Here is a 19,973-nt window from a genome sequence, read left to right as displayed (position 1 = left end):
TTGTTATTATTATAATTACTAAAAAATAGGTTGTCAACTATAATTTTATATTTTTTATTTAAGGCTTAAAGAGAAAATTTTCGCAAATTGTCCCTCCTACAAACTATACTATACGAACTAGTAATTATAATTATATGCTTTTCTGAAGTTAAATAGAATTAAAAAGCTGTGTCATTACGCTCTAAAGATACATACTTATATAATACAGAGCCTAATTTAAAAATTAAATTACTGGAGGATATCTTATGAGTGACGTATTTAAGATGAAAGATGAGCTTAAGCTAGACTATGCAGAAGCTTATGTATTACCTCAACCATTTAAAGATCTATATGATATAAAGACTGCTTTTGGACGTGGCACTATATTCAATGATTTATATAGACCTTATGAAAAAAAGAAACATGGGAGGGAGTGCTAATGGAACAAAAGAAATTACTTTATATGATTCAACAAGTTGGTTTCTACTTAGTAGACCTTAATCTTTACCTAGATACTCATCCTGATTGCAAAGATGCTTTAGAAAGATTAAATTACCTTTCTGGAAAACTTAAAGCACTAAGAAAAGAATATTGTTCCAAATTTGGTCCTTTAACTAACTTTGGTCTTGAGCAAGCTGAATGCTGGGATCAATGGGTTTCAGAACCATGGCCATGGGAAAGAGAAGCAAATTAAATTAATGGAGGAATAATGAATGTGGTATTATGAAAAAAGATTAGAATATCCAGTAGATATTAAAACCCCTGATTTAAAGACAGCAAAGATTATTATGACTCAATTAGGTGGTCCTGACGGGGAACTTGGTGCTTCTATAAGATACTTAAGCCAAAGATACACAATGCCTACAGGAAAAACAAAAGGATTATTAACTGATATTGGAACTGAAGAATTAGCTCACCTAGAAATAATTTCTTCAATGATCTATCAGCTTACTAGAAAAGCTACTCCTGATCAAATAAATGCTGAAGGATTTGATTCCTATTATGTTGTTCATGGTACAGCCGTTTATCCTGCTGATCCAAATGGAGTTCCTTGGACTGGCGCATATATACAATCAACTTCCGATCCAATAGCTGACTTACATGAAGATATGGCTGCTGAACAAAAAGCAAGAGCTGCATATGAAAGATTAATTCAATTAATTGATGATAAAGATGTACTTGACGTTTTATATTTCTTAAGAGAAAGAGAAGTTGTACACTTCCAAAGGTTTGGTGAAGCATTAGTACAAGTTCAGGATCATTGTAAAAAATAGTGCATATTTAAATATGCCAAGCATTAAATAAATGTATTTTTACAGTTTTTATTTAAAAAAATAAAAATTGAAAAGGCTATTAGCATGATTTATTTGCTAATAGCCTTTTCCAAAATAAAGCCAATTAAAATATAAAATAATCAATTTTAAGTCAGTAATAAATTAGGGCTTTGTAAACATTAAGTATGCAAAGCCCTATCTATTATAAAAAACAATGTATGCCTGTCAGTTCCATTTTCAGGTAACTGCTGCAACTTGTTTCCTATATTTATTTTATTAATATTACTTGATATTTGTTCCTAATTATTTTTATCTCACAATAATCTTTTCCTTTAATTTTTCTATTACATATTCATCTGTTGAAGGCTCTTTCTCCGAATCATCCATCACTGCCATTAATGATTCGTTTATATCATCCTTAGTTATTAGATTCTTTTTTACTAATACATCTACTAATGCATCAACTTTATATGAGTTTGTACTCAATATATCTGCTACTTCTTTTATTGCATTATCATCCATTTGCATCATCTCCTACTTTTCTTTTTTCTTTCCTCTTACTGGTACAAATTCTGACAATGTATCATTTGGGTCTATATTTACGTAATCGCCATACTCATTCTTTTTTAATCCTAATGAAGCCATCTTCTTTCTAGTATTACTAATCTTAGTTGCCATTATTAGCTTCCCTCCATTTCGAGATTAAATTTTCCTACTTGAAGTCATTATGTTTAGTACTGACACCTTAATTCCAACACAATTCTTAAATCCATCTCTATTTTTAAATTCTCTTCTCTTATAGGTTTACCATTTGAAGCTTGTTTATACTGAATAAAAATCATCAATAAGCCAAATTAATTTTTATATTTTTATTATTAATTGCCTACAAAATTAGGGTGTTTCTCTATAAAATAAACAAAGAATTTTATGAGAAGCACCTTAATTTATTACAATATTTATCTAGCTGTATCACCTAATTTTACAAATAAAAGCTTATACGATTGAATCAATACAAATGGCACTAATGCTAAACCATAAATCCAAACATATTGAGAAATATTAAGAGTAACTACTTCGAATACTCCCATTATAGGCTTGAAAGTAAGAACGAAAGTAAGTAACACTACACCTAATATAACTGCATACCATACAAAGGGATTTGCAAATACTCCAACCTTAAATATTGATTGCTTTGCTCTACAATTAAAACCATGGAATAATCTTGAAAGACATAGTGTTGCGAAAGCCATAACTGTAGCTACTGAACGATCTCCAGTTGTAAGTCCTATGTGGAATGAAACCATTGTTACTACTGCTATTATCAAACCTTCTATAAGAACTTCTAATCCAAATTCCTTACTTAATATAGGAATATTAATATTTCTAGGTTTTTGTTTCATTATATTTTTATTATGAGGTTCAAGACCTATTGCTATAGCAGGTAAACTATCTGTAAGTAAGTTAATGAATAATAAATGCACTGGAGCAAATGGTATTGGTAGTGCAAATAAAGTTGCATAAAGTACTGATAAGATTCCCGCTATATTTCCTGACAATAGGAACTTTATTGAATTTTTTATATTTTCGTATATACTTCTTCCATTAGATATAGATTTTACTATGGTTGAAAAATTGTCATCAGCTAGTACCATGGATGCAGCATCCTTTGCAACCTCAGTACCTGTTATCCCCATTGCTATACCTACATCTGCTTGTTTTAAAGCTGGGCCATCATTTACACCATCACCTGTCATAGCAACAATGTTTCCTTTTTCTTGCCAAGCTCTTACTATTCTAATTTTGTGTTCTGGAGATACTCTAGCATATACTGATATACCCTCAACCTTTTCTCTAAGTTCCGCATCTGAAAGCTTTTCTAATTCATAGCCTTCCATAGCTTCAGATTCATCTTTTAAAATACCAATTTGCTTTGCGATTACTGAAGCTGTTATCTTGTGATCCCCTGTTATCATAACAGGCTTAATACCTGCACTAATGCAATCAGCAACTGCTTTCATCGATTCTTCTCTTGGTGGATCCATCATGGATATAAGGCCTAAGAATATTAAATCTTTTTCGTCTTCTAATCCTATATCATTTTTGTCAGTAATCTCTTTGTATCCAAAGGAAAGAACTCTCAAACCTCTTGAAGAAAAATCCTTATTAATCTTTTCTATTTCTTTTTTATGAGCATCTGTCAATGGTTCTTTTCCTCTTGAGGTTTCTATCATAGTAGCTCTGGATAAAAGTACATCAAGTGCGCCTTTTGTAACCATACTCTCCATATCATTAATTTCATTTAAAGTACTCATAAGCTTTCTATCTGAGTCAAACGGGACTTCAGCAATTCTCTTATTATTGTCTCTTATTTCTAACTCATCAAACCCATATACCTCACCAAAATTAACTAAAGCAACCTCTGTAGGATCACCAATTTCCTTATTTTCAATAGTTACTGCATCATTACAAAGTAAAGAACTTAAAACCAACTTTTTTTGTAATTCATCTTCTTTATTAAGCTGATCTTTTTCTATTACCCTCTCATCTACATAAATATGCTGTACTGTCATTTTGTTTTGAGTTAAAGTTCCAGTTTTATCAGAGCATATTACTGATATACTTCCAAGACTTTCTACTGCATGAAGCTTTCTCATAATTGCATTTTCTTTAGCCATCTTTTGAGTTCCCAGTGCTAAAACTATGGTAACAATAGAACTTAAAGCCTCCGGTATAGCAGCTACCGCCAATGAAACTGCAAACATAAAGGAATCTATAATTCTGTTTCCTCTTATTACATTTAGAGCCAAAATAACAGCTGAAATAGCAAGTATTACTATAGCTAGTTTCTTACCAAAGCTATCTAAGTTTATTTGAAGTGGTGTCTTTTTTTCCTTAGCACTTTGGAGTAGGTTTGCTATTCTACCTATTTCAGTATTCATTCCTATATCAGTTACAAGCACTAATGCTCTACCATAAGTTACAAAACTGCCTGAAAAAACCATATTTTTTCTATCACCTATAGCTACATCAGTAGAATTTATTACCTCTATATGCTTTAAAACACTTTCTGATTCTCCTGTAAGAGAACTTTCATTTACCTGTAAACTATAGTTTTCTATTATCCTACCATCTGCACTTATATGATCACCTGCATCAAGATAAATAATATCTCCTACAACTATTTCTCTAGAAGGTATTTCAATTCTAGTATTATTTCTCAAAACCTTTGCCACTGGCGCTGATAATGCCTTTAAACTACTTAGCGATCTTTCAGCTTTAATGTGCTGAACAGTACCAAGTATAGAGTTTATTATAACTACAACTAGGATAACTATAGCACTTTCAAGCTTACTTAAGAATGCTGATATTATTGCTGCTGCCAAAAGAATTATTACTAAAAAATCTTTAAATTGACTTAAGAATACACCTAGTGTACTTAATTTCTTACCTTCTTCTAATTCATTAAATCCATACTTTTCTCTTCTTTCAGTGACCTCATCATCCTTTAATCCACTTTTATTAGCACCTAGAAATTTCATAGAATCATCTATAGACTTGTTATAAAAGGTCCCAATCGAATAATCCTTTTCCCTTTTTTCTTTAATCTTACCATTCTTAATATTTTTACTGTTTATCAAAATACCAACCTCCAAAATAATTAGTATAAATGTTATAAAATTCCTATAAATCAAAACAAACTATAAAACATGCTGTGCATAAATATCACATTCAAATAAAAATAGTATTTGGAAATAATGAACCAGTGAATTAACTATGATGTAAATTCCCCCAAATCAGTCAAAAACAAAAAAATAAAGACTCTATAGCTAGCATTATTCTAGCTATAGAGTCTCACTAAACAACGTTGTTAGCAAAGCCGGGAAAAATCCGAATTGACGACCTTGCTCTTAATAGAATTCAATCTATCAAGAAGTTACTCCCTCTATAAGGTATAAATTACTTTTTATCATGTTTGTTAATATTATATTACTAAGTATCTATTCTTGTGTCAACCCTAATTTTATAAATTCAGCTTCAAACTTGTCTATGTTTAATCATATTATTGAAATTAATTGGTTATACAGTAGATGCTATATGAACAAGCTATTAGAAATTATATAAATTATTTATATATTCAATCTTTCTTTAAGTACCCTAATTTCTTCATCTTTCTTAGCCATCATGTCTTTGTAGTCTGCTTCCATCCTGCACAAATTCTTATTTAATAGATTTATCATAGAAGCCATTTCATCAGCACTTCCTGAAATTCTATTAAAGAGTAATAGATTAGATTCTAGTATTTCTGGAATTTCTCTATGGGAATATCTTAATTGGTGATCTATTTCTCCATAACCTTCTTCAAAGATAGTTCTAACTTGAATCTCAGCTATAACTTTTTGACTAGTAGGATAGAATTCTATAAGATAATGTACAGATCTGTACCCTGATTTTCTAGACTTAATCTGAATATCAAGTTCTTCAAATCTTTTAGTGTCATCACCATCTCTTACGTTTGCAGTAATCTCAATTACTTTCCAGGTGTCTAATATAAACCTGTGAATCTCTTCCCAGTCCTGCTTGAATATATGTATTGCTCTAATCCCTATAAGATCATTTATCTCTTCCTTGTAATTATCCACACTAAATTGAAAATCATCATTATACTTATTTTTTCTATCCTCTGTCTTTCTAATAACTTTTTCTATAAGTCTCTCAGGATATTTAACTCTAGATTTAACTGAATGCACTTTTGGATGAGTTCTAAGTATGTTTGCTATAAAATCCGCTTGGCTTTCATATGTATCTTTCACTGATATATAATCGCTGTAAATCTCTTCAAGAACTTCAGTATCAATGTTATTTCTCTTTATATCAGCTTCTGCAAAGGGATATTTTTTAAAAAATTGTTCCATATTTAGCTTGTTTATCATAAATACCTCTCACTGTTTATATTTAATTCCATATGTATACTGTTCTAATTTTATTATACTATAGTTATAGTTTTAAATTAATGGTTTCTCCAATATTTCTTTATAAAAAAGTCGCTGAAGCGCCCTTCTTCAGTTAGTTTTTTTTCGCATCTGTCTTTCCGAATGTATATGAGGAAAATCTGATAGGCAAATAAGTTTTATTTTTTACTATATAGCCATAAGCACTTCTAAAGCCATCGAAATATCTAGGTTTAGTTAACTTAAAAATTTTATACTTTCCTATGCAGCAAAAAAATTGGCACCAATCCAAATAAAACTCAAGGATTAGCACCAGTCTACAATACTTTTATCTACTTTTAATTATTTCATCAATAAGCCCATAAGCCTTTGCTTCTTCCGCAGACATATAATTATCTCTCTCCATATCTTCTAAAAGCTTCTCAGCAGGCTGTCCTGTATTTTCACTATATATTTCAGTCAATCTCTTCTTTGTTCTTAATATCTTATCCGCATAAATCTTTATATCCGTCGCTTGTCCGCTTAGCCCTCCAGATATAGATGGTTGATGTATCATTATTTCACTGTTTGGAAGTGCAAATCTTTTCCCTTTAGTTCCACCAGCAAGTAAGAAGGAACCCATACTAGCTGCCATTCCTAAACAAATAGTTGATACATCGCATTTTATATATTTCATGGTATCATATATAGCTAGACCAGAAGTAATCACTCCACCAGGACTATTTATATAGAAGATAATATCCTTATCTGGATCTTCTGCTTCTAAAAATAGCATTTGAGCTATGATTAAACTTGCTGTAGTATCATTTACCTGATCACTTAAAACTATTATCCTGTCCTTTAAAAGCCTTGAGTAAATATCATAAGATCGTTCTCCTTTGCTTGTCTGTTCTACAACCATAGGTACATAACTCATATTATTCTCTCCTTTATGCAAAACTTTTTATAGTTACTACAATTCTCAGTATTATTGATTGAAATATTAGATAATTACACATCTTAATCTCATTACAGAAATTGATAAGATACTAGTTAATTGAACTAATGCTATGCAATCTTTATGCAGCTTTGCAGGTCACACTTATTGCAGATGCCTGAACCTTTGTAATCTTTGCTATCTCTAACTTTTTATATAGTAAGACTCTCTGCTGTGTCTTTCTAATCTTACTTGGAGAAACTCCAAACATCTTCTTAAAAGCTCTTGAGAAAGCCTCTTGAGAACTAAATTGATATTTTAAAGCTATATCAACAATCTTCTCTTTACCTTCCACAAGATCTTTAGCTGCTTCAGTAAGCCTTCTTTTCCTTACATATTCCATAACTGGTTCACCAGCTATATTATGAAATACCCTATGATAAAAATATTTAGATAAGTAAACCGCCTTAGCAATATCCTCTAGAAAAATCCTCTCACTAAGATTATTCTCAATGTATTCAATTGACTCTTGAATTTTATCAATATAATCCATATCATAACCTCCAAAACTTAACATTGCTTTATACATATCAGTAATTTAATTAACTATAAAAGTTTTTATATTTTAACTTAATTATAAAGTCTTAAAAGTAAAAAATCCTGACATTTATTGCTCATATTATACTGTATTTAAGAATGTTGTTGAAATTACTTTTACATTTACATTGAATTAAATAGCATAATAACTTAGTATACTATTATATATAATTATAAAGTTTCAATGATATATATTATATCTTTAATCTTAGTTATCTTGGAACCTTACTATTCCAAAAAATATTATAGAAAATAAGATTAAAGGTCTATAGTCTATAAAAATCTTAAACATAAGAAAGGATGACATAACATGAGCAATTTTAATTTCAAAAATTTAAATGATTCAAATTTAAAAGTTACTGTATCAACTAACAGTCAAGAAGAACATACCCATGGAGGCCATTACGAAGGAGCTTTAAAAGATGGTAAGAAAAATGGCTTTGGTATTTTTACATACAGCAATGGAACAAGATATATTGGATACTGGAAAGACAATATGTTCCATGGAGAAGGCACTCTTTCATTCACAAATGGCGAATTATATCAAGGCAATTGGTTAGAAGATGAAATGAATGGCTATGGAATATATAGTTGGCCAGATGGTGAAAGATATGTAGGTGAATGGAAGGATGGCTCAAAAACTGGTAATGGTATTTATATCTGGGACAATGGGGATCAGTTTATAGGTTTATGGAAGGAAGACAACCGTGAAGGTGACGGAATTATGTTATATTCAGACGGTGAAAGAATCATAGGTACTTGGGAAAATGATGAACTAGTAAAAAAATTAGTAGAATAATCTTTTAAAAACTTAGTATTATTGATAGAGCTTTAAAAGTTATGCAAATAGACTTTTAAAGCTCTATTTTTAATAGACCCTACTTTATATTTATCCTTCATATGAAAGATAAATTAAACTCACACATTTATTTTTCTGCTATAAATAGAAGATGGTTACTTGCTCCTAAAAATTCAGGCTTTTCACAACAATAAAAATGATAGTTAATCCAAGAATTATAACTTTCGTCATCCATTGCATTAATTTTATCTGCTAACAATTCACTTAAACCATCTGTAGCAACCTCTCCACAAACTACTAAGCTGGAATCTTTGAGTAATTCTCTACAATCATCAACTGTGTGAAAAACAAACGGAAAGTCTACAACCTTAAAGGTTTCATGATTATATTCCACACCCTTTAAAAAATTAGGATCATAGCACATAGCTTCAGTTGTAATAACCATATCATTAGAGATAAAAGCAAAAAACATCTTAGCATTATCTGTGCTAACTCTTTTTACTTCCCTTATACAGGTTAACTTGTCCTCGTTTTTCTTTAAATGATATAGCGGACCAAAACAGAAAACAATATCATAAGATTTATCTTTTATCATCGATAAATTAGTTGCATTCCCCTGAAATGCCTCAAGAGAAATCCCCTCAGAAATTTTATCTTGAATTTGTTTTACATGCTTTTCAACTAATTCAACCGCTGTTACTTCAAACCCTTTTTTTGCAAAATACAAACTGTATTCTCCTGTTCCAGCTCCTAAATCTAGTATTTTCATACCTGGCTTAAGATATTTTTCAATTTGTCTTACAGTTGTTAAGAACTCAACTTGAGTTGCTCTAGTAGATAGCCTTGAGGATTCATTAAAAATATCATAAATGGCTGAAACTTGCTCTTCTTCATTTTCAATTTTAGAAACTTCTCTAATATTCATATACTCTCCCCCTGTTTCTTTATAGGCCAATACTAGCCTCGTCACCTTCAAATTAAATTATATCGGCATCATTATTATTAATCTGATTTAATAAACAATTCTTTGCAGATGATATTTAGCCTATAAATTTATTAAACATTATTCTAACTAATCTAACGGTTATTGTCAAATAATTGAAACTATGTTATATAAATTCATTTCATGAATTTTAAGTAAGTTTTATACAAATTTTTCTTGACTGAAATCATACCTAGTATTACTATGTATATATAAGATACCTAGATTTACTAGGTATGCATTGGAGGTTGTTATGAAAGTAAGCAAAGAACTTCTAAAAGGAAGTACAACTATTATTATTTTGAGTCTACTTAAAGATAAATCCATGTATGGATATGAGATGATAAAAGCTATTGAGGAAAAATCAAACGGAATCTTTGCCTTTAAGGAAGGTACTCTCTACCCTATTCTTCATTCACTTCAAAGTGATAACTATGTAGAGTCCTACTGGGAAGAAAGTACAGAAGGCAGAAAAAGAAAATATTATAGAATAACTAGTGACGGTGAAAAACACCTTAAAGATAAGAAAAAAGAGTGGGAAACTTATAAAAATGCTGTGGATAGCTGCTTATGGGAGGGCATAATATGGGGATAGATAATAATTTATTTGATAAGTTTGCCGAAGAAGTTTGTTCTCAGATAAAGTGTACTGAAGTTCATAAAGAAATAAAAGAGGAACTAACTTGTCATCTTCAGGATATACGTGAAGAATATATAGCTCAAGGTTCAAGTTTCCAAGAAGCAAGCAAATTTGCAATTTCTCATATGGGCGATAGTGAAAAAATAGGTTTTGACTTAAATAAAATATACAAAAAAACACCTGAGTATAAGACTCTGATAATATGCTCATTGTTTATTGCCTTTGGCTTGTTTATTCAGTTTTCAATATTTAAAAATGCTCCTGAGGTTAGGTCTTATAATAGTTACATTAGAATGATCCTGTTCACAATTTTAGGTGGAATATTGGGTATAGCTACTTATTTCTTCGACTATAGAAAACTTGAAAAGTATTCATGGCATATATTTATTGGAGCAAATATAATATTAATATTCCCTTTATTGTTTGGTGTTTCTATTTATGGTATGAGTAGAACTCATATTCTAGGAATTAGTTTTGATATAAATCTATCGGCAGTGATATTATATTCTATATCATTCAGCGGTTTATTTCCAAGACTCTATTCTTCCAAATTAGGTGTTCTAAAGATCTTAGCTTTGATAATCTTTTGTGGATACTTACTAACATTAGGCGGTAATCACGTCACTTTGATAATATTTTTCGTCCTTTCCATTGTTCAACTAATATATACAGGGCTAGAGAAGAAATATGTTTTCTCCCTTCTTGGAATTGTTTCAGCAGCGCTTGCTATTTTATTAATCAGTAGCCCCTATAGGCTTAGAAGACTTTTAGTATTTATAAACTTTGAGCAGTTTAAAGATGATACTGGTTATATAAACAACATAATTTATGAATTAATGCGCGCCTCAAATATCTTTGGTAACGGCGTATCAAAAGAAATAATATCAAGCACTCCGGTAATAAACCAAGACTTAATATACATCTATATAATTTACACCTTTGGCTGGATAGTAGGCTTAACATTATTCGCACTGGTTATTTTCTTCATAGTGAACCTTTTTAAAACTTCAACTAGTATAAAAAGCATATATGGTAAAACCTTGTTCAAAGGAATATCTTCAATATTTGCAGTTGAGTTTTTATTATCAATTTTAACAAACTTAAATCTATTTCCTATAGTATCAATATCCATGCCTTTTCTAAGTAATAGCGGAAACGCTAGTTTTATAAATATGTTCCTTGTAGGACTTATCTGTAGCATATATGGAAGAAAAAATTTGAGTAAATCATTGGTTAAAGCTAGCTTACAGATTAACAATTAAATAAATAAGAGCATATAAGGGAGTGTAGCAATTACATTCCCTTTATCTTTCTAAATCTATTTTCCTAATCCTATCAGTTATCTTCGCTAATTTATCTGAGCTGTTTCCAAGAATTCTTATGGTTATCATTTTTTCATGATTTATGCTTGCTCCAGCTATGATGCCTTCTTGAGACTGTAAATACTCTACAAGTTTATCTCTAAATTCTTCATCTATTTTATTATTTATTATATATACATTAGCTTGATGAGTATAACCTTCGTAATAACCTATTTCATCTAAGTTTTGTTTCTTTGGTTCTAGCAAAGTGTTATCAAAGAAAATTAATTTACCGTCGTAATATAGCTTAGTTTTTGATGAATATATATTAAAATCAAATCTTTCTCCAGACATATATCTTCCACAGGATAGTATTTCTCTATATAATAACTCACTTCCACTCTCGAGATGTATATCTGCTTCACTAAAATAGTTAGATCCATTAAAGGGTATTGTAGGCATTAAAAAATACTCAAACCTACTGTTCTTTTCTAAGCTTACCTTAAGTTTTTGATAGGCACTGCCTTCTTTCATTTTGAATATCTTGCTGTAAGATTGTGAGTATATATGAAGCCTAGAGCCTTCTTTAATCTGAAAATTCAAGAAGTACTTATCTCCTTCTAATATCCCTGGGGATACATTCATTAAGCATAGCTTCATAATATTATATTGTTCATCATAAAAAGGCCTTATGGTTTTAAAAGGTGCTGTAAAATAGCTATCTTCTAAAATAGTCCTATCTCCTTTAACTGAAGCTATTATATTGATATGACTATCTTTTTCATAATTATTGCTCATTACACTCCCTCAAGCAGAACATTTTCTTTAATCCAGTTTATTACCTTATCTAATCCTATTTTATTATGGAGATCTGTGAAAATAAAAGGTTTAGTTCCTCTCATCTTTATCGAATCTCTTTCCATTACATCAAGACTTGCACCAACATATGGAGCTAAATCTATCTTGTTTATTATTAGAAGATCAGATCTTGTTATACCAGGGCCACCTTTTCTAGGTATCTTGTCTCCACCAGATACATCTATAACATAGATAGTTGAATCTGCTAGATCCGGACTAAATGTAGCAGATAGATTGTCTCCACCGCTTTCTATAAATATTATCTCTACATCTGGAAATCTTTTTGCCATTACATCCACAGCCTCAAGGTTCATAGACGCATCTTCCCTTATTGCAGTATGAGGACATCCACCGGTCTCTACCCCCATGATTCTTTCCTTTGGAAGTATGCTGTTTGCAGTCAGAAACTCTGCATCTTCTTTAGTATATATATCATTCGTTATTACAGCTACACTGTATTCTTTACTCATTTCTCGTGTAAGTCTTTCAATTAATGCAGTTTTCCCAGATCCAACTGGACCTGCAATTCCTATCTTTACATAACTCATATCTTCACTCATGTTGACCACTTAAAAATCAACATTTTCTCCTCTCCAAAATAACATTAACTCTTATAGATAAACTCCAAATAAAAATTTTGACGGTTCTATGAATCTTTATTTATATAAATTTCAATAGGAAGTAGTTTATCTATAGCAGATATCTTTAAAATATTTCAAACATCGCCACATAAATTTCATCACAATATTTAATTTTAAGACATATAAAGTCTAGAATATAAATCCTCATGCTGCATTGCTCTTATATCCGCCCCTATACTACATCTTCCGATATCATTCATGGTAAGTTCCAATATTTCCTGGGTAATATTCGACATAACTTCTTGCATACTAAATAATGCTTTTTGACCATCTAACTGTCCTAAAGGAACAAGTTTAGTACAGTTATTTATTATTGAAGAAGCTTGATTATACACATATGCCATCAGAGCTTCTTCCTTTGATATATCACACTGTGCCGCAAAAATTCCAAAAGAAATACAGTACTGTCCATAGGCTTTTTCTTCTTTTATAGCTTCCTCGTACACATCAATAAGTTCAGTTCTTTTTATTGTGTTAATAAGCTTAATAAATCTGGTGCATAACTTCATACTACCTTCTTTTATTTCCCTTGGTGCCTTAGAGCAGGTAAGCAGACTATCGAGTTCTAATATTTTATCTACATCTCTTACTTTTGCATACTCATAAGCTAACTTCACAGCTAATCCGTCATTATATTTTACACTACTTGTAAGTATGTGCTTTAAGTACTCCTTTGATGATTCACTATCCTTTACAATTCCTTTTTGAACATAAGTTTCAAGCCCATTTGACTGAGTATAAGAACCTATAGGAAATATAGAGTCAGCAATCTGAAGCAGTGTAAAAAATTGATTACTAATGTTCATGCTCATGGCTATGTCCGTGGCTATGACTATGGCTGTGAGTCTCTAAACCATTTGCAAGTCTAGCTGAAACCTTCTGTGTATTAAAATTATTTTTCTCAAGTAGCTTCATCAAAGGTTCATCATAAGGCACAAGTATCTCCCCATGATGCAGAAATAATGGAATGTGTTTATTTCCAATCTCATAACATATTCTTCCCATTTCCTCCATAGTTGAAGGTTTTATTGAAATAGCTTCACACTCAGGAATATTTACTATCACTATAAATTCAGAATCATCATGAAGTACATCCTTATGATTAAGTTTTCTATTTCCATCTAGTCTAATTCCAACCTGTCTTCCGCTGGAACTTACTTTCTTTATTATCTTTTTATTAACTTCATACCACTCTATATCCACGAAATCTATTTCTTTTCCATGGACATCAAAGTCTTCTAAAGTTCCTAGTATATTTTCAACTAACATAAATTTCTCCTATCTAACTGGTAATATATAATTATATAATCATGTGATTTTATATTTATATAATTATGTGATTATATAAACATATAATTATATAAATATATAGGCATATCAACGGTTTGAAGCTTTTTCTTAAAACAAGAAATACCTCTGAGCTAAGGAAGCTTCTTTAATTGGTTTACAGGTCACATGCTGCCCATCAACTTTGACTTCATAGTTCTCAGGGTTTACCTCAATCTTTGGAGTCTCTGAGTTTAGAACCATATCTTTTTTACCTATGTTCCTACATTTCTCTACTGGAAGTACCATCTTATTAAGTCCTAGCTTCTCTATATTTCCATTTTCTAAAGAGGCTTTAGATACAAAGGTCATACAGCATTTATATTTTGCTTTGCCAAAGGCTCCAAACATATTTCTATATATAACTGGCTGAGGAGTTGGTATAGATGCATTGGCATCTCCCATTCTACTTGCAGTAATCATTCCAGCTTTAATTATCATTTCAGGTTTTACTCCAAAGAAAGCAGGCTTCCACAATACTAAGTCAGCATATTTTCCAACTTCAACAGAGCCTACATACTTTGATATACCATGAGTTATAGCTGGATTTATTGTGTACTTTGCCACGTATCTTTTTGCTCTAAAGTTATCACAACCTAAATCATTATCTTCAGGTAAAAGTCCTCTTTGTTTTTTCATCTTATCAGCAGTTTGCCAAGTTCTTATAATAACTTCCCCAACTCTTCCCATAGCTTGAGAGTCTGAACTTAACATGCTAAAAATCCCCATATCATGAAAAATATCTTCTGCAGCTATAGTTTCTGGTCTTATTCTTGAGTCTGCAAAAGCTATATCTTCAGGTACTTTCCTATCTAAGTGATGACAAACCATAAGCATATCTAAATGCTCATCTATAGTATTCACTGTATATGGTCTTGTTGGATTTGTAGATGAAGGAAGTATGTTAGGAAAAGCAGCTATCTTCATAATATCTGGTGCATGCCCGCCACCTGCTCCTTCTGTATGATAAGTATGAATAGTTCTTCCGCCTATTGCCGATACAGTATCCTCTACAAAACCTGCTTCATTTAAAGTATCCGTATGAATAGCTACTTGAACATCATATTCATCTGCTACTTTAAGACAAGTATCTATAGCTTTAGGAGTACTTCCCCAATCTTCATGAAGTTTAAGTCCAAGAGCACCAGCTTCCACTTGCTCTCTTAAAGCGTCTAAAGAAGAAGAGTTTCCTTTTCCCAAGAATCCAAGATTCATAGGGAATTCTTCTGCCGCTTCAAGCATTCTTTCTATATAAAAAGCTCCTGGAGTACAAGTAGTTGCATTCGTTCCATCAGCTGGACCTGTGCCTCCACCAATCATTGTGGTTATACCACTGTACAGAGCAGTTTCAATCTGTTGAGGAGATATGAAATGAATATGGGTGTCTATTCCACCAGCAGTTAATATCATCCCTTCCCCTGCTATGGCCTCAGTAGATGCCCCTACTATCATGTTTTCATCTACATTATCCATAATATCAGGATTTCCTGCTTTACCTATACCTACAATCTTTCCATCCTTTATTCCTATATCAGCTTTGAATATTCCTGTATAGTCCAAAACTAAAGCATTAGTTATAACTAAATCCAACACACCTTCAGATCTTTTATCTAAAGCTGACTGTCCCATGCCATCTCTTAGAGTCTTACCTCCACCAAACTTACATTCATCACCATAAGTAGTATAATCCTTCTCAACTTCTATGATTATGTCTGTATCAGCAAGTCTTACTCTATCCCCAGTGGTTGGTCCGTACATATTAGCATAGTCTCTAGCCTTTATTTTAAAGCTCATATTATTTCACCCCTTTAAAAGAGCTTTCTTTTGCTCTATTTAAACTATCTTCTTTGTTAGCTTCATCAGTAGCTCCAGAAGTCAATCCATTAAGTCCATATACCAGCTTGTTGCCACCGATTTCAACTAACTGGATTTCTTTTTCTTCACCTGGCTCAAATCTCACAGCAGTTCCAGATGCTATATCTAGCCTCATTCCAAAAGCTTCTGCTCTATCGAATTGAATACACTTATTTACCTCAAAAAAATGAAAATGTGAACCTACCTGCACTGGTCTATCTCCAGTATTAGAAACAATTAGATTCTTTGTTTTTCTTCCTTCGTTACATATAATATCTCTATCCTTAACGATTATTTCACCTGGTTTCATTTTAACACCTACCTTATTGGATTATGGACAGTAACTAGTTTTGTGCCGTCTGGAAAGGTTGCTTCTATTTGAACTTCATCAATCATTTCAGCTATTCCTTCCATTACATCCTCTTCCTTTAATATCTTTGTTCCAAGGTTCATAAGCTCTGTTACAGTCTTCCCATCTCTCGCTGCTTCCATAAGTTCAGAACATATAAGAGCAACTGCTTCTGGATAATTAAGCTTTAAGCCTCTATCCTTACGTTTTCTTGCAAGCTCTCCTGCATAGTGAAGCATTAGCTTTTCCATCTCTCTAGGAGTAAAATACATAAAAACACCTTCCCTTTCAAAAAGAATAATATAAAAATTTCTGAAGCGACATTCTTCAGTAATTTTTTTGCGCATCTGCCTTTCCGAATGCATATGAGGAAAATCTAGCAGGCGACATATTTTTCTTTTTTTATTCTTTACCTTGTATTATGTTTTAGGTTGATTACACATACTTATCCATAGACCTCATTAAATTGTAATCTCATAAAGAATAAAAAAATGGTATCTCAATAAAGAGATACCTCATTGTATCAATATTCTATATTTGTTTTATTTATGTGGAATATTTTTCTTATGACATTATTATACTCTCACTGTTAAATTACTACAATTATTTCGTGATTAAATTTATACATTTTTACCTGAACTATTTTACACTTATTATCGTATTACTATTAAGGACTTATTAACTTAATGCTTAATTTTGTATATTCACGATAATCATAGGATTCCTATAAATAATCTAGGAGGAAATACCAATGAGACTGAAAAACTTTATCATGATTTTTCTATTAACCATTTCCATGTTATTAATTAGTTGCTACCATTCTTCTGATAATATACAGATAGTAAAGTCAATAAAACCAGTGTTATCTATGCCAAATCAAATTATTCTTCATAACAAAGGTAAATCAGAAACCTTAGATAAAAACGGTGATAATTATAATAAAATCCTTGAATTGACAAACAATAGGTTTCATGACAAAATCTCTACTGCTCTCAATATAATCGATGATACTAGTAATGAGGTGATTAGAGGTGGGCTTGGAGTTGAGTTTATTTATTCTAAAGAACAATATTTTTCATCACTTTCCGAAATATATATCTTGCCATCATTATCTATTTCTACTCCCAGGTAAAAAGCTAGCCCTTTAAACTCATCTGAATCTAAATACACAATCCAATCATGATTAGTTTGTCCCTTTATTTCATATATTCTACCTTTTATTTAAGTCCATATAACAAATTTTTGGATTAACCTTTGTATTTTTAAATAACGCTTTATGTATAAATATCTGAGAACTCAATTTTAATCTTTTCTACATTTGATAAACTGCCTTCAATACTTGCTTGTAGCTTTTTCTCAACCTGCTTTACAGGAAGTTCAATTATGAATTCGCTTCCTTCTCCAAGTTCACTCTTTACTGATATTATGCCATCATGAAGTTCAACTAGAGATTTTACTAGTGACAGACCAATTCCACTGCCTTCTGCTCTCCTTCTCAGTGTACTGTCTACCTGCACAAATCTATCAAATATTTTATTTTGCATTTCTTTTGGAATACCTATACCGTTATCCTTTACAGAAACCACTATATGATCATCTTTATCAAAAATATTAATCATTATGACTCCTCCAGTTTCCGTAAACTTAATTGAATTAGATAACAGGTTAAGTAAAATTCTTTCAATCTTATCATGATCAAAGGCCATATACTTTTCTTCTACCTCTGTATCAAATATAATTTCTAAATTTTTCAGATTTGTATAATCAACAATGGACAATGAAATATCTTCAATAACTCTTATAATATCATCATTTACCAAATTTAAAGTCAGATTCTCTACTTCAATCTTATTTATATCAATAAAATTATTTATTAATCTAAGAAGCCTAAAGCTATTTTGTTTTAATATCTTTAGGTATTTCTTAAATGATTCATTTTCTATAACTTGTATTTCCATCAATTGAACACAGCCTAAGATTATATTTAAAGGTGTCTTTAGCTCGTGTGACATAGTAGCCATAAAATTTGCCTTTAAATTACTATATTCCTCTACTTCGTTGATTTTTTGATTATAGCCTTCTGTAATTTGATTAAAGGCATCTACAACCTCTTCATATTCATCTCCCTTACATTCAGTTTTATAATTTTCATCTTTGTAAAGAGCCTTATTGGTAGCATCCTTAATCTTATTTATTGAGTATATATGCTGTCTTCCAATAAGAAATGCTATTATAAATGAAACAATATATACTAGTATTAGTGCTATTAAGTCGTTCTTTACTCGTTTTATCTGAATCCCTGTTATCTCCGAAATAGGTGAAGTTGCATAACAACCCCAACCAATATCTTTAATCGGATAGTCTACCCCCACCTGCTTAGATCCATCAAAGTCTGATATTTTAAATCTATATCTATAAATTTCTCCATTAAGCGCCTTCCACACATTAGAGGTTTCTGGAATCATTCTTTGGTCATAGGCTAATCCCCTGCTGTCATTTGCATAAACGATTCGACCATTCTTATCTACCAATCCATATCTACTTGACTTGGCTGTTCTTGTAGCTGGCAATACACTCTCCAGTCTTTTTATATCAATATTACTTATAATGATTCCTTGTAATACACCATTAATTCGTATTGCCCTTGCCACTGGAATTATCAAGTCATATCCATTTGATGCGTATCTTAAATCTCCAATAACTTTATCTTTCCCATTCATTATAGCTTGTACATAATCCCTGTCAGAAATATTTTTTCCTCTAACTCCAGCACTTGTACTTGTTACTACATCACCATTTGGTTTTAACCATGTATAGCTAAATATGCCGTTATCATAAGGAAGCACAGCATTCATAAATTGTTCTATATCACTTTGTGTCCACTTTTTGTTTAAAGCCATAGAAAGTCCAATTGAGTATTGATTGGTCCAGACCTTAGTAATATAGTTTGTAAATGAGCTGCTTATAGCTTCACAATAGTCTTGACTTGAATTTAGTTCTTGGTTAATACTTGAAGTAAAATTACTTTTAATTTCATATACTACCAGGAAGGTTAATGGTATAAGTGTAATAAAGATTAATATAAATAACTTTCTTCTCATACCAATAAGTCTATGTTTACGTTTTCTCATAACCTGACTCCTTTTCACCTTTTAATCCGTTATAGAGTTCCTAGCTCAACTATTAATTTATACGTGCCAGATAATCCCCTGAAGCCGCAATTATCGAACATGCATAACTTAAGTTTTCGTAATGGAACCCTATAGAAAAGCCCAGCCTTAATTTTATAGCATTGTTGTCTTTTTAATAATCTATATCCTAAATTATATTTATATTTTACATAATTAGCAATATTATTATATAATTGTAAATATCTTTCACACGAAAAAGAAAAACAAAATATTATCTGCCAAATTAATATCCATAATTTGTTTATTTTATTTCATTTTTAAATAAATAATATATGATATAGTTATGTTGTTATTTTAAATGATATCAAGATAGGAGG

General features: G+C 31.1%; 22 protein-coding genes. 7 read left to right on the top strand and 15 right to left on the bottom strand.

Annotation, left to right across the window (positions count from 1 at the left end; all coding sequences use genetic code 11):
* The first annotated feature begins 245 nt into the window (after positions 1-245).
* From OCU55_RS17575 to OCU55_RS17565, 3 genes are read left to right on the top strand one after another with little or no spacing between them, the layout of a single operon-like run.
* Positions 246-419 carry a spore coat associated protein CotJA gene (locus OCU55_RS17575; protein ID WP_261853591.1) on the top strand — a complete coding sequence of 58 codons (174 nt, stop codon included), beginning with the start codon at positions 246-248 and terminating at the stop codon, positions 417-419.
* Positions 419-673 (top strand): spore coat protein CotJB, encoded by a 255-nt coding sequence (locus tag OCU55_RS17570; RefSeq protein WP_261853590.1) that lies wholly within the window; start codon positions 419-421, stop codon positions 671-673. Before OCU55_RS17575 ends, OCU55_RS17570 begins: the two co-directional genes overlap by 1 nt.
* Before the next feature lie 19 nt (positions 674-692).
* The gene (locus tag OCU55_RS17565) at positions 693-1,253 is read left to right on the top strand and encodes a manganese catalase family protein (RefSeq protein ID WP_261853589.1); all 561 of its coding nucleotides are present in this window, start codon (positions 693-695) and stop codon (positions 1,251-1,253) included.
* A 309-nt stretch (positions 1,254-1,562) separates the two neighbouring features.
* On the opposite strand, the gene OCU55_RS17560 is transcribed toward OCU55_RS17565, so the two are convergent.
* The 6 genes from OCU55_RS17560 to OCU55_RS17535 form a co-directional block, all read right to left on the bottom strand.
* The gene (locus OCU55_RS17560) at positions 1,563-1,775 is read right to left on the bottom strand and encodes a regulator of G-protein signaling domain-containing protein (protein ID WP_261853588.1); all 213 of its coding nucleotides are present in this window, start codon (positions 1,773-1,775) and stop codon (positions 1,563-1,565) included.
* Between the two features lie 12 nt (positions 1,776-1,787).
* Positions 1,788-1,931 (bottom strand): hypothetical protein, encoded by a 144-nt coding sequence (locus OCU55_RS17555; RefSeq protein ID WP_261853587.1) that lies wholly within the window; start codon positions 1,929-1,931, stop codon positions 1,788-1,790.
* A gap of 278 nt (positions 1,932-2,209) precedes the next feature.
* Positions 2,210-4,828 carry a cation-translocating P-type ATPase gene (locus tag OCU55_RS17550; RefSeq protein WP_261853631.1) on the bottom strand — a complete coding sequence of 873 codons (2,619 nt, stop codon included), beginning with the start codon at positions 4,826-4,828 and terminating at the stop codon, positions 2,210-2,212.
* 552 nt (positions 4,829-5,380) lie between these two features.
* Positions 5,381-6,184, bottom strand: coding sequence for a RelA/SpoT domain-containing protein (locus OCU55_RS17545; RefSeq protein WP_261853586.1), 804 nt, complete (start codon positions 6,182-6,184; stop codon positions 5,381-5,383).
* Positions 6,185-6,530: 346 nt separating this feature from the next.
* Complete coding sequence (gene clpP / locus OCU55_RS17540) at positions 6,531-7,118, bottom strand: ATP-dependent Clp endopeptidase proteolytic subunit ClpP (RefSeq protein ID WP_261853585.1); 588 nt, start codon at positions 7,116-7,118, stop codon at positions 6,531-6,533.
* Between the two features lie 142 nt (positions 7,119-7,260).
* On the bottom strand, positions 7,261-7,671 hold the full coding sequence (locus tag OCU55_RS17535; RefSeq protein WP_261853584.1) for a helix-turn-helix transcriptional regulator: 411 nt from the start codon (positions 7,669-7,671) through the stop codon (positions 7,261-7,263).
* A 354-nt stretch (positions 7,672-8,025) separates the two neighbouring features.
* Here OCU55_RS17535 and OCU55_RS17530 point away from each other — a divergent pair, with 354 nt between their 5' ends.
* Positions 8,026-8,514, top strand: a complete 489-nt coding sequence (locus OCU55_RS17530) for an MORN repeat-containing protein (protein WP_261853583.1) — start codon at positions 8,026-8,028, stop codon at positions 8,512-8,514.
* A gap of 127 nt (positions 8,515-8,641) precedes the next feature.
* Here OCU55_RS17530 and OCU55_RS17525 read toward each other — a convergent pair whose 3' ends face one another.
* Positions 8,642-9,439, bottom strand: coding sequence for a class I SAM-dependent methyltransferase (locus OCU55_RS17525; protein ID WP_261853582.1), 798 nt, complete (start codon positions 9,437-9,439; stop codon positions 8,642-8,644).
* Between the two features lie 310 nt (positions 9,440-9,749).
* On the opposite strand from OCU55_RS17525, the gene OCU55_RS17520 reads away from it, so the two are divergent.
* Together OCU55_RS17520 and OCU55_RS17515 are read left to right on the top strand one after the other, a co-directional pair.
* Entirely contained in the window at positions 9,750-10,091 is a 342-nt protein-coding gene (locus OCU55_RS17520; protein WP_261853581.1) for a PadR family transcriptional regulator, read from the top strand.
* On the top strand, positions 10,082-11,398 hold the full coding sequence (locus OCU55_RS17515) for an FtsW/RodA/SpoVE family cell cycle protein (protein ID WP_261853580.1): 1,317 nt from the start codon (positions 10,082-10,084) through the stop codon (positions 11,396-11,398). Before OCU55_RS17520 ends, OCU55_RS17515 begins: the two co-directional genes overlap by 10 nt.
* Before the next feature lie 42 nt (positions 11,399-11,440).
* Here the strand turns inward: OCU55_RS17515 and OCU55_RS17510 are convergent, their stop codons facing one another.
* The 7 genes from OCU55_RS17510 to ureA all read right to left on the bottom strand — a co-directional run bounded on the left by OCU55_RS17510 (position 11,441) and on the right by ureA (position 16,737).
* On the bottom strand, positions 11,441-12,235 hold the full coding sequence (locus tag OCU55_RS17510; RefSeq protein ID WP_261853579.1) for an urease accessory protein UreD: 795 nt from the start codon (positions 12,233-12,235) through the stop codon (positions 11,441-11,443).
* Positions 12,235-12,843: an urease accessory protein UreG gene (gene ureG, locus OCU55_RS17505; protein ID WP_261853630.1), complete on the bottom strand. Its 609-nt coding sequence runs from the start codon at positions 12,841-12,843 to the stop codon at positions 12,235-12,237. Before ureG ends, OCU55_RS17510 begins: the two co-directional genes overlap by 1 nt.
* A gap of 206 nt (positions 12,844-13,049) precedes the next feature.
* Positions 13,050-13,748: an urease accessory protein UreF gene (locus OCU55_RS17500; protein ID WP_261853578.1), complete on the bottom strand. Its 699-nt coding sequence runs from the start codon at positions 13,746-13,748 to the stop codon at positions 13,050-13,052.
* The gene (gene ureE, locus OCU55_RS17495) at positions 13,732-14,205 is read right to left on the bottom strand and encodes an urease accessory protein UreE (protein WP_261853577.1); all 474 of its coding nucleotides are present in this window, start codon (positions 14,203-14,205) and stop codon (positions 13,732-13,734) included. Before ureE ends, OCU55_RS17500 begins: the two co-directional genes overlap by 17 nt.
* Before the next feature lie 129 nt (positions 14,206-14,334).
* Complete coding sequence (ureC, locus tag OCU55_RS17490; RefSeq protein WP_261853576.1) at positions 14,335-16,056, bottom strand: urease subunit alpha; 1,722 nt, start codon at positions 16,054-16,056, stop codon at positions 14,335-14,337.
* 1 nt (position 16,057) lies between these two features.
* On the bottom strand, positions 16,058-16,426 hold the full coding sequence (gene ureB, locus OCU55_RS17485; protein WP_261853575.1) for an urease subunit beta: 369 nt from the start codon (positions 16,424-16,426) through the stop codon (positions 16,058-16,060).
* An 8-nt stretch (positions 16,427-16,434) separates the two neighbouring features.
* Entirely contained in the window at positions 16,435-16,737 is a 303-nt protein-coding gene (gene ureA / locus OCU55_RS17480; RefSeq protein ID WP_206870325.1) for an urease subunit gamma, read from the bottom strand.
* A 479-nt stretch (positions 16,738-17,216) separates the two neighbouring features.
* Here ureA and OCU55_RS17475 point away from each other — a divergent pair, with 479 nt between their 5' ends.
* Positions 17,217-17,597, top strand: coding sequence for a hypothetical protein (locus tag OCU55_RS17475; protein WP_261853574.1), 381 nt, complete (start codon positions 17,217-17,219; stop codon positions 17,595-17,597).
* Positions 17,598-17,739: 142 nt separating this feature from the next.
* On the opposite strand, the gene OCU55_RS17470 is transcribed toward OCU55_RS17475, so the two are convergent.
* Positions 17,740-19,596 carry a sensor histidine kinase gene (locus OCU55_RS17470; protein WP_261853573.1) on the bottom strand — a complete coding sequence of 619 codons (1,857 nt, stop codon included), beginning with the start codon at positions 19,594-19,596 and terminating at the stop codon, positions 17,740-17,742.
* Between the last annotated feature and the right edge of the window lie 377 nt (positions 19,597-19,973).

This window comes from Clostridium folliculivorans (genome assembly GCF_024341905.1).
Taxonomy (GTDB): Bacteria; Bacillota; Clostridia; order Clostridiales; family Clostridiaceae; genus Clostridium_AR; species Clostridium_AR folliculivorans.
Note: the sequence above shows the minus strand (reverse complement) of the source record. Positions and strands in the feature narration are given on the sequence as shown.

Excerpts from the sequence above, each read along its gene's own strand:
- OCU55_RS17575 (WP_261853591.1), top strand. The coding sequence starts at position 246 with ATGAGTGACGTATTTAAGATGAAAGATGAGCTTAAGCTAGACTATGCA.
- OCU55_RS17570 (WP_261853590.1), top strand. The coding sequence starts at position 419 with ATGGAACAAAAGAAATTACTTTATATGATTCAACAAGTTGGTTTCTAC.
- ureB (WP_261853575.1), bottom strand. The coding sequence starts at position 16,426 with ATGAAACCAGGTGAAATAATCGTTAAGGATAGAGATATTATATGTAAC.
- ureC (WP_261853576.1), bottom strand. The coding sequence starts at position 16,056 with ATGAGCTTTAAAATAAAGGCTAGAGACTATGCTAATATGTACGGACCA.
- OCU55_RS17525 (WP_261853582.1), bottom strand. The coding sequence starts at position 9,439 with ATGAATATTAGAGAAGTTTCTAAAATTGAAAATGAAGAAGAGCAAGTT.
- OCU55_RS17515 (WP_261853580.1), top strand. The coding sequence starts at position 10,082 with ATGGGGATAGATAATAATTTATTTGATAAGTTTGCCGAAGAAGTTTGT.
- ureE (WP_261853577.1), bottom strand. The coding sequence starts at position 14,205 with ATGTTAGTTGAAAATATACTAGGAACTTTAGAAGACTTTGATGTCCAT.
- OCU55_RS17510 (WP_261853579.1), bottom strand. The coding sequence starts at position 12,235 with ATGAGCAATAATTATGAAAAAGATAGTCATATCAATATAATAGCTTCA.
- OCU55_RS17560 (WP_261853588.1), bottom strand. The coding sequence starts at position 1,775 with ATGGATGATAATGCAATAAAAGAAGTAGCAGATATATTGAGTACAAAC.
- OCU55_RS17475 (WP_261853574.1), top strand. The coding sequence starts at position 17,217 with ATGAGACTGAAAAACTTTATCATGATTTTTCTATTAACCATTTCCATG.
- ureG (WP_261853630.1), bottom strand. The coding sequence starts at position 12,843 with ATGAGTTATGTAAAGATAGGAATTGCAGGTCCAGTTGGATCTGGGAAA.
- OCU55_RS17530 (WP_261853583.1), top strand. The coding sequence starts at position 8,026 with ATGAGCAATTTTAATTTCAAAAATTTAAATGATTCAAATTTAAAAGTT.
- OCU55_RS17545 (WP_261853586.1), bottom strand. The coding sequence starts at position 6,184 with ATGATAAACAAGCTAAATATGGAACAATTTTTTAAAAAATATCCCTTT.
- clpP (WP_261853585.1), bottom strand. The coding sequence starts at position 7,118 with ATGAGTTATGTACCTATGGTTGTAGAACAGACAAGCAAAGGAGAACGA.
- OCU55_RS17565 (WP_261853589.1), top strand. The coding sequence starts at position 693 with ATGTGGTATTATGAAAAAAGATTAGAATATCCAGTAGATATTAAAACC.
- OCU55_RS17520 (WP_261853581.1), top strand. The coding sequence starts at position 9,750 with ATGAAAGTAAGCAAAGAACTTCTAAAAGGAAGTACAACTATTATTATT.
- OCU55_RS17535 (WP_261853584.1), bottom strand. The coding sequence starts at position 7,671 with ATGGATTATATTGATAAAATTCAAGAGTCAATTGAATACATTGAGAAT.
- OCU55_RS17500 (WP_261853578.1), bottom strand. The coding sequence starts at position 13,748 with ATGAGCATGAACATTAGTAATCAATTTTTTACACTGCTTCAGATTGCT.
- OCU55_RS17470 (WP_261853573.1), bottom strand. The coding sequence starts at position 19,596 with ATGAGAAAACGTAAACATAGACTTATTGGTATGAGAAGAAAGTTATTT.
- ureA (WP_206870325.1), bottom strand. The coding sequence starts at position 16,737 with ATGTATTTTACTCCTAGAGAGATGGAAAAGCTAATGCTTCACTATGCA.
- OCU55_RS17555 (WP_261853587.1), bottom strand. The coding sequence starts at position 1,931 with ATGGCAACTAAGATTAGTAATACTAGAAAGAAGATGGCTTCATTAGGA.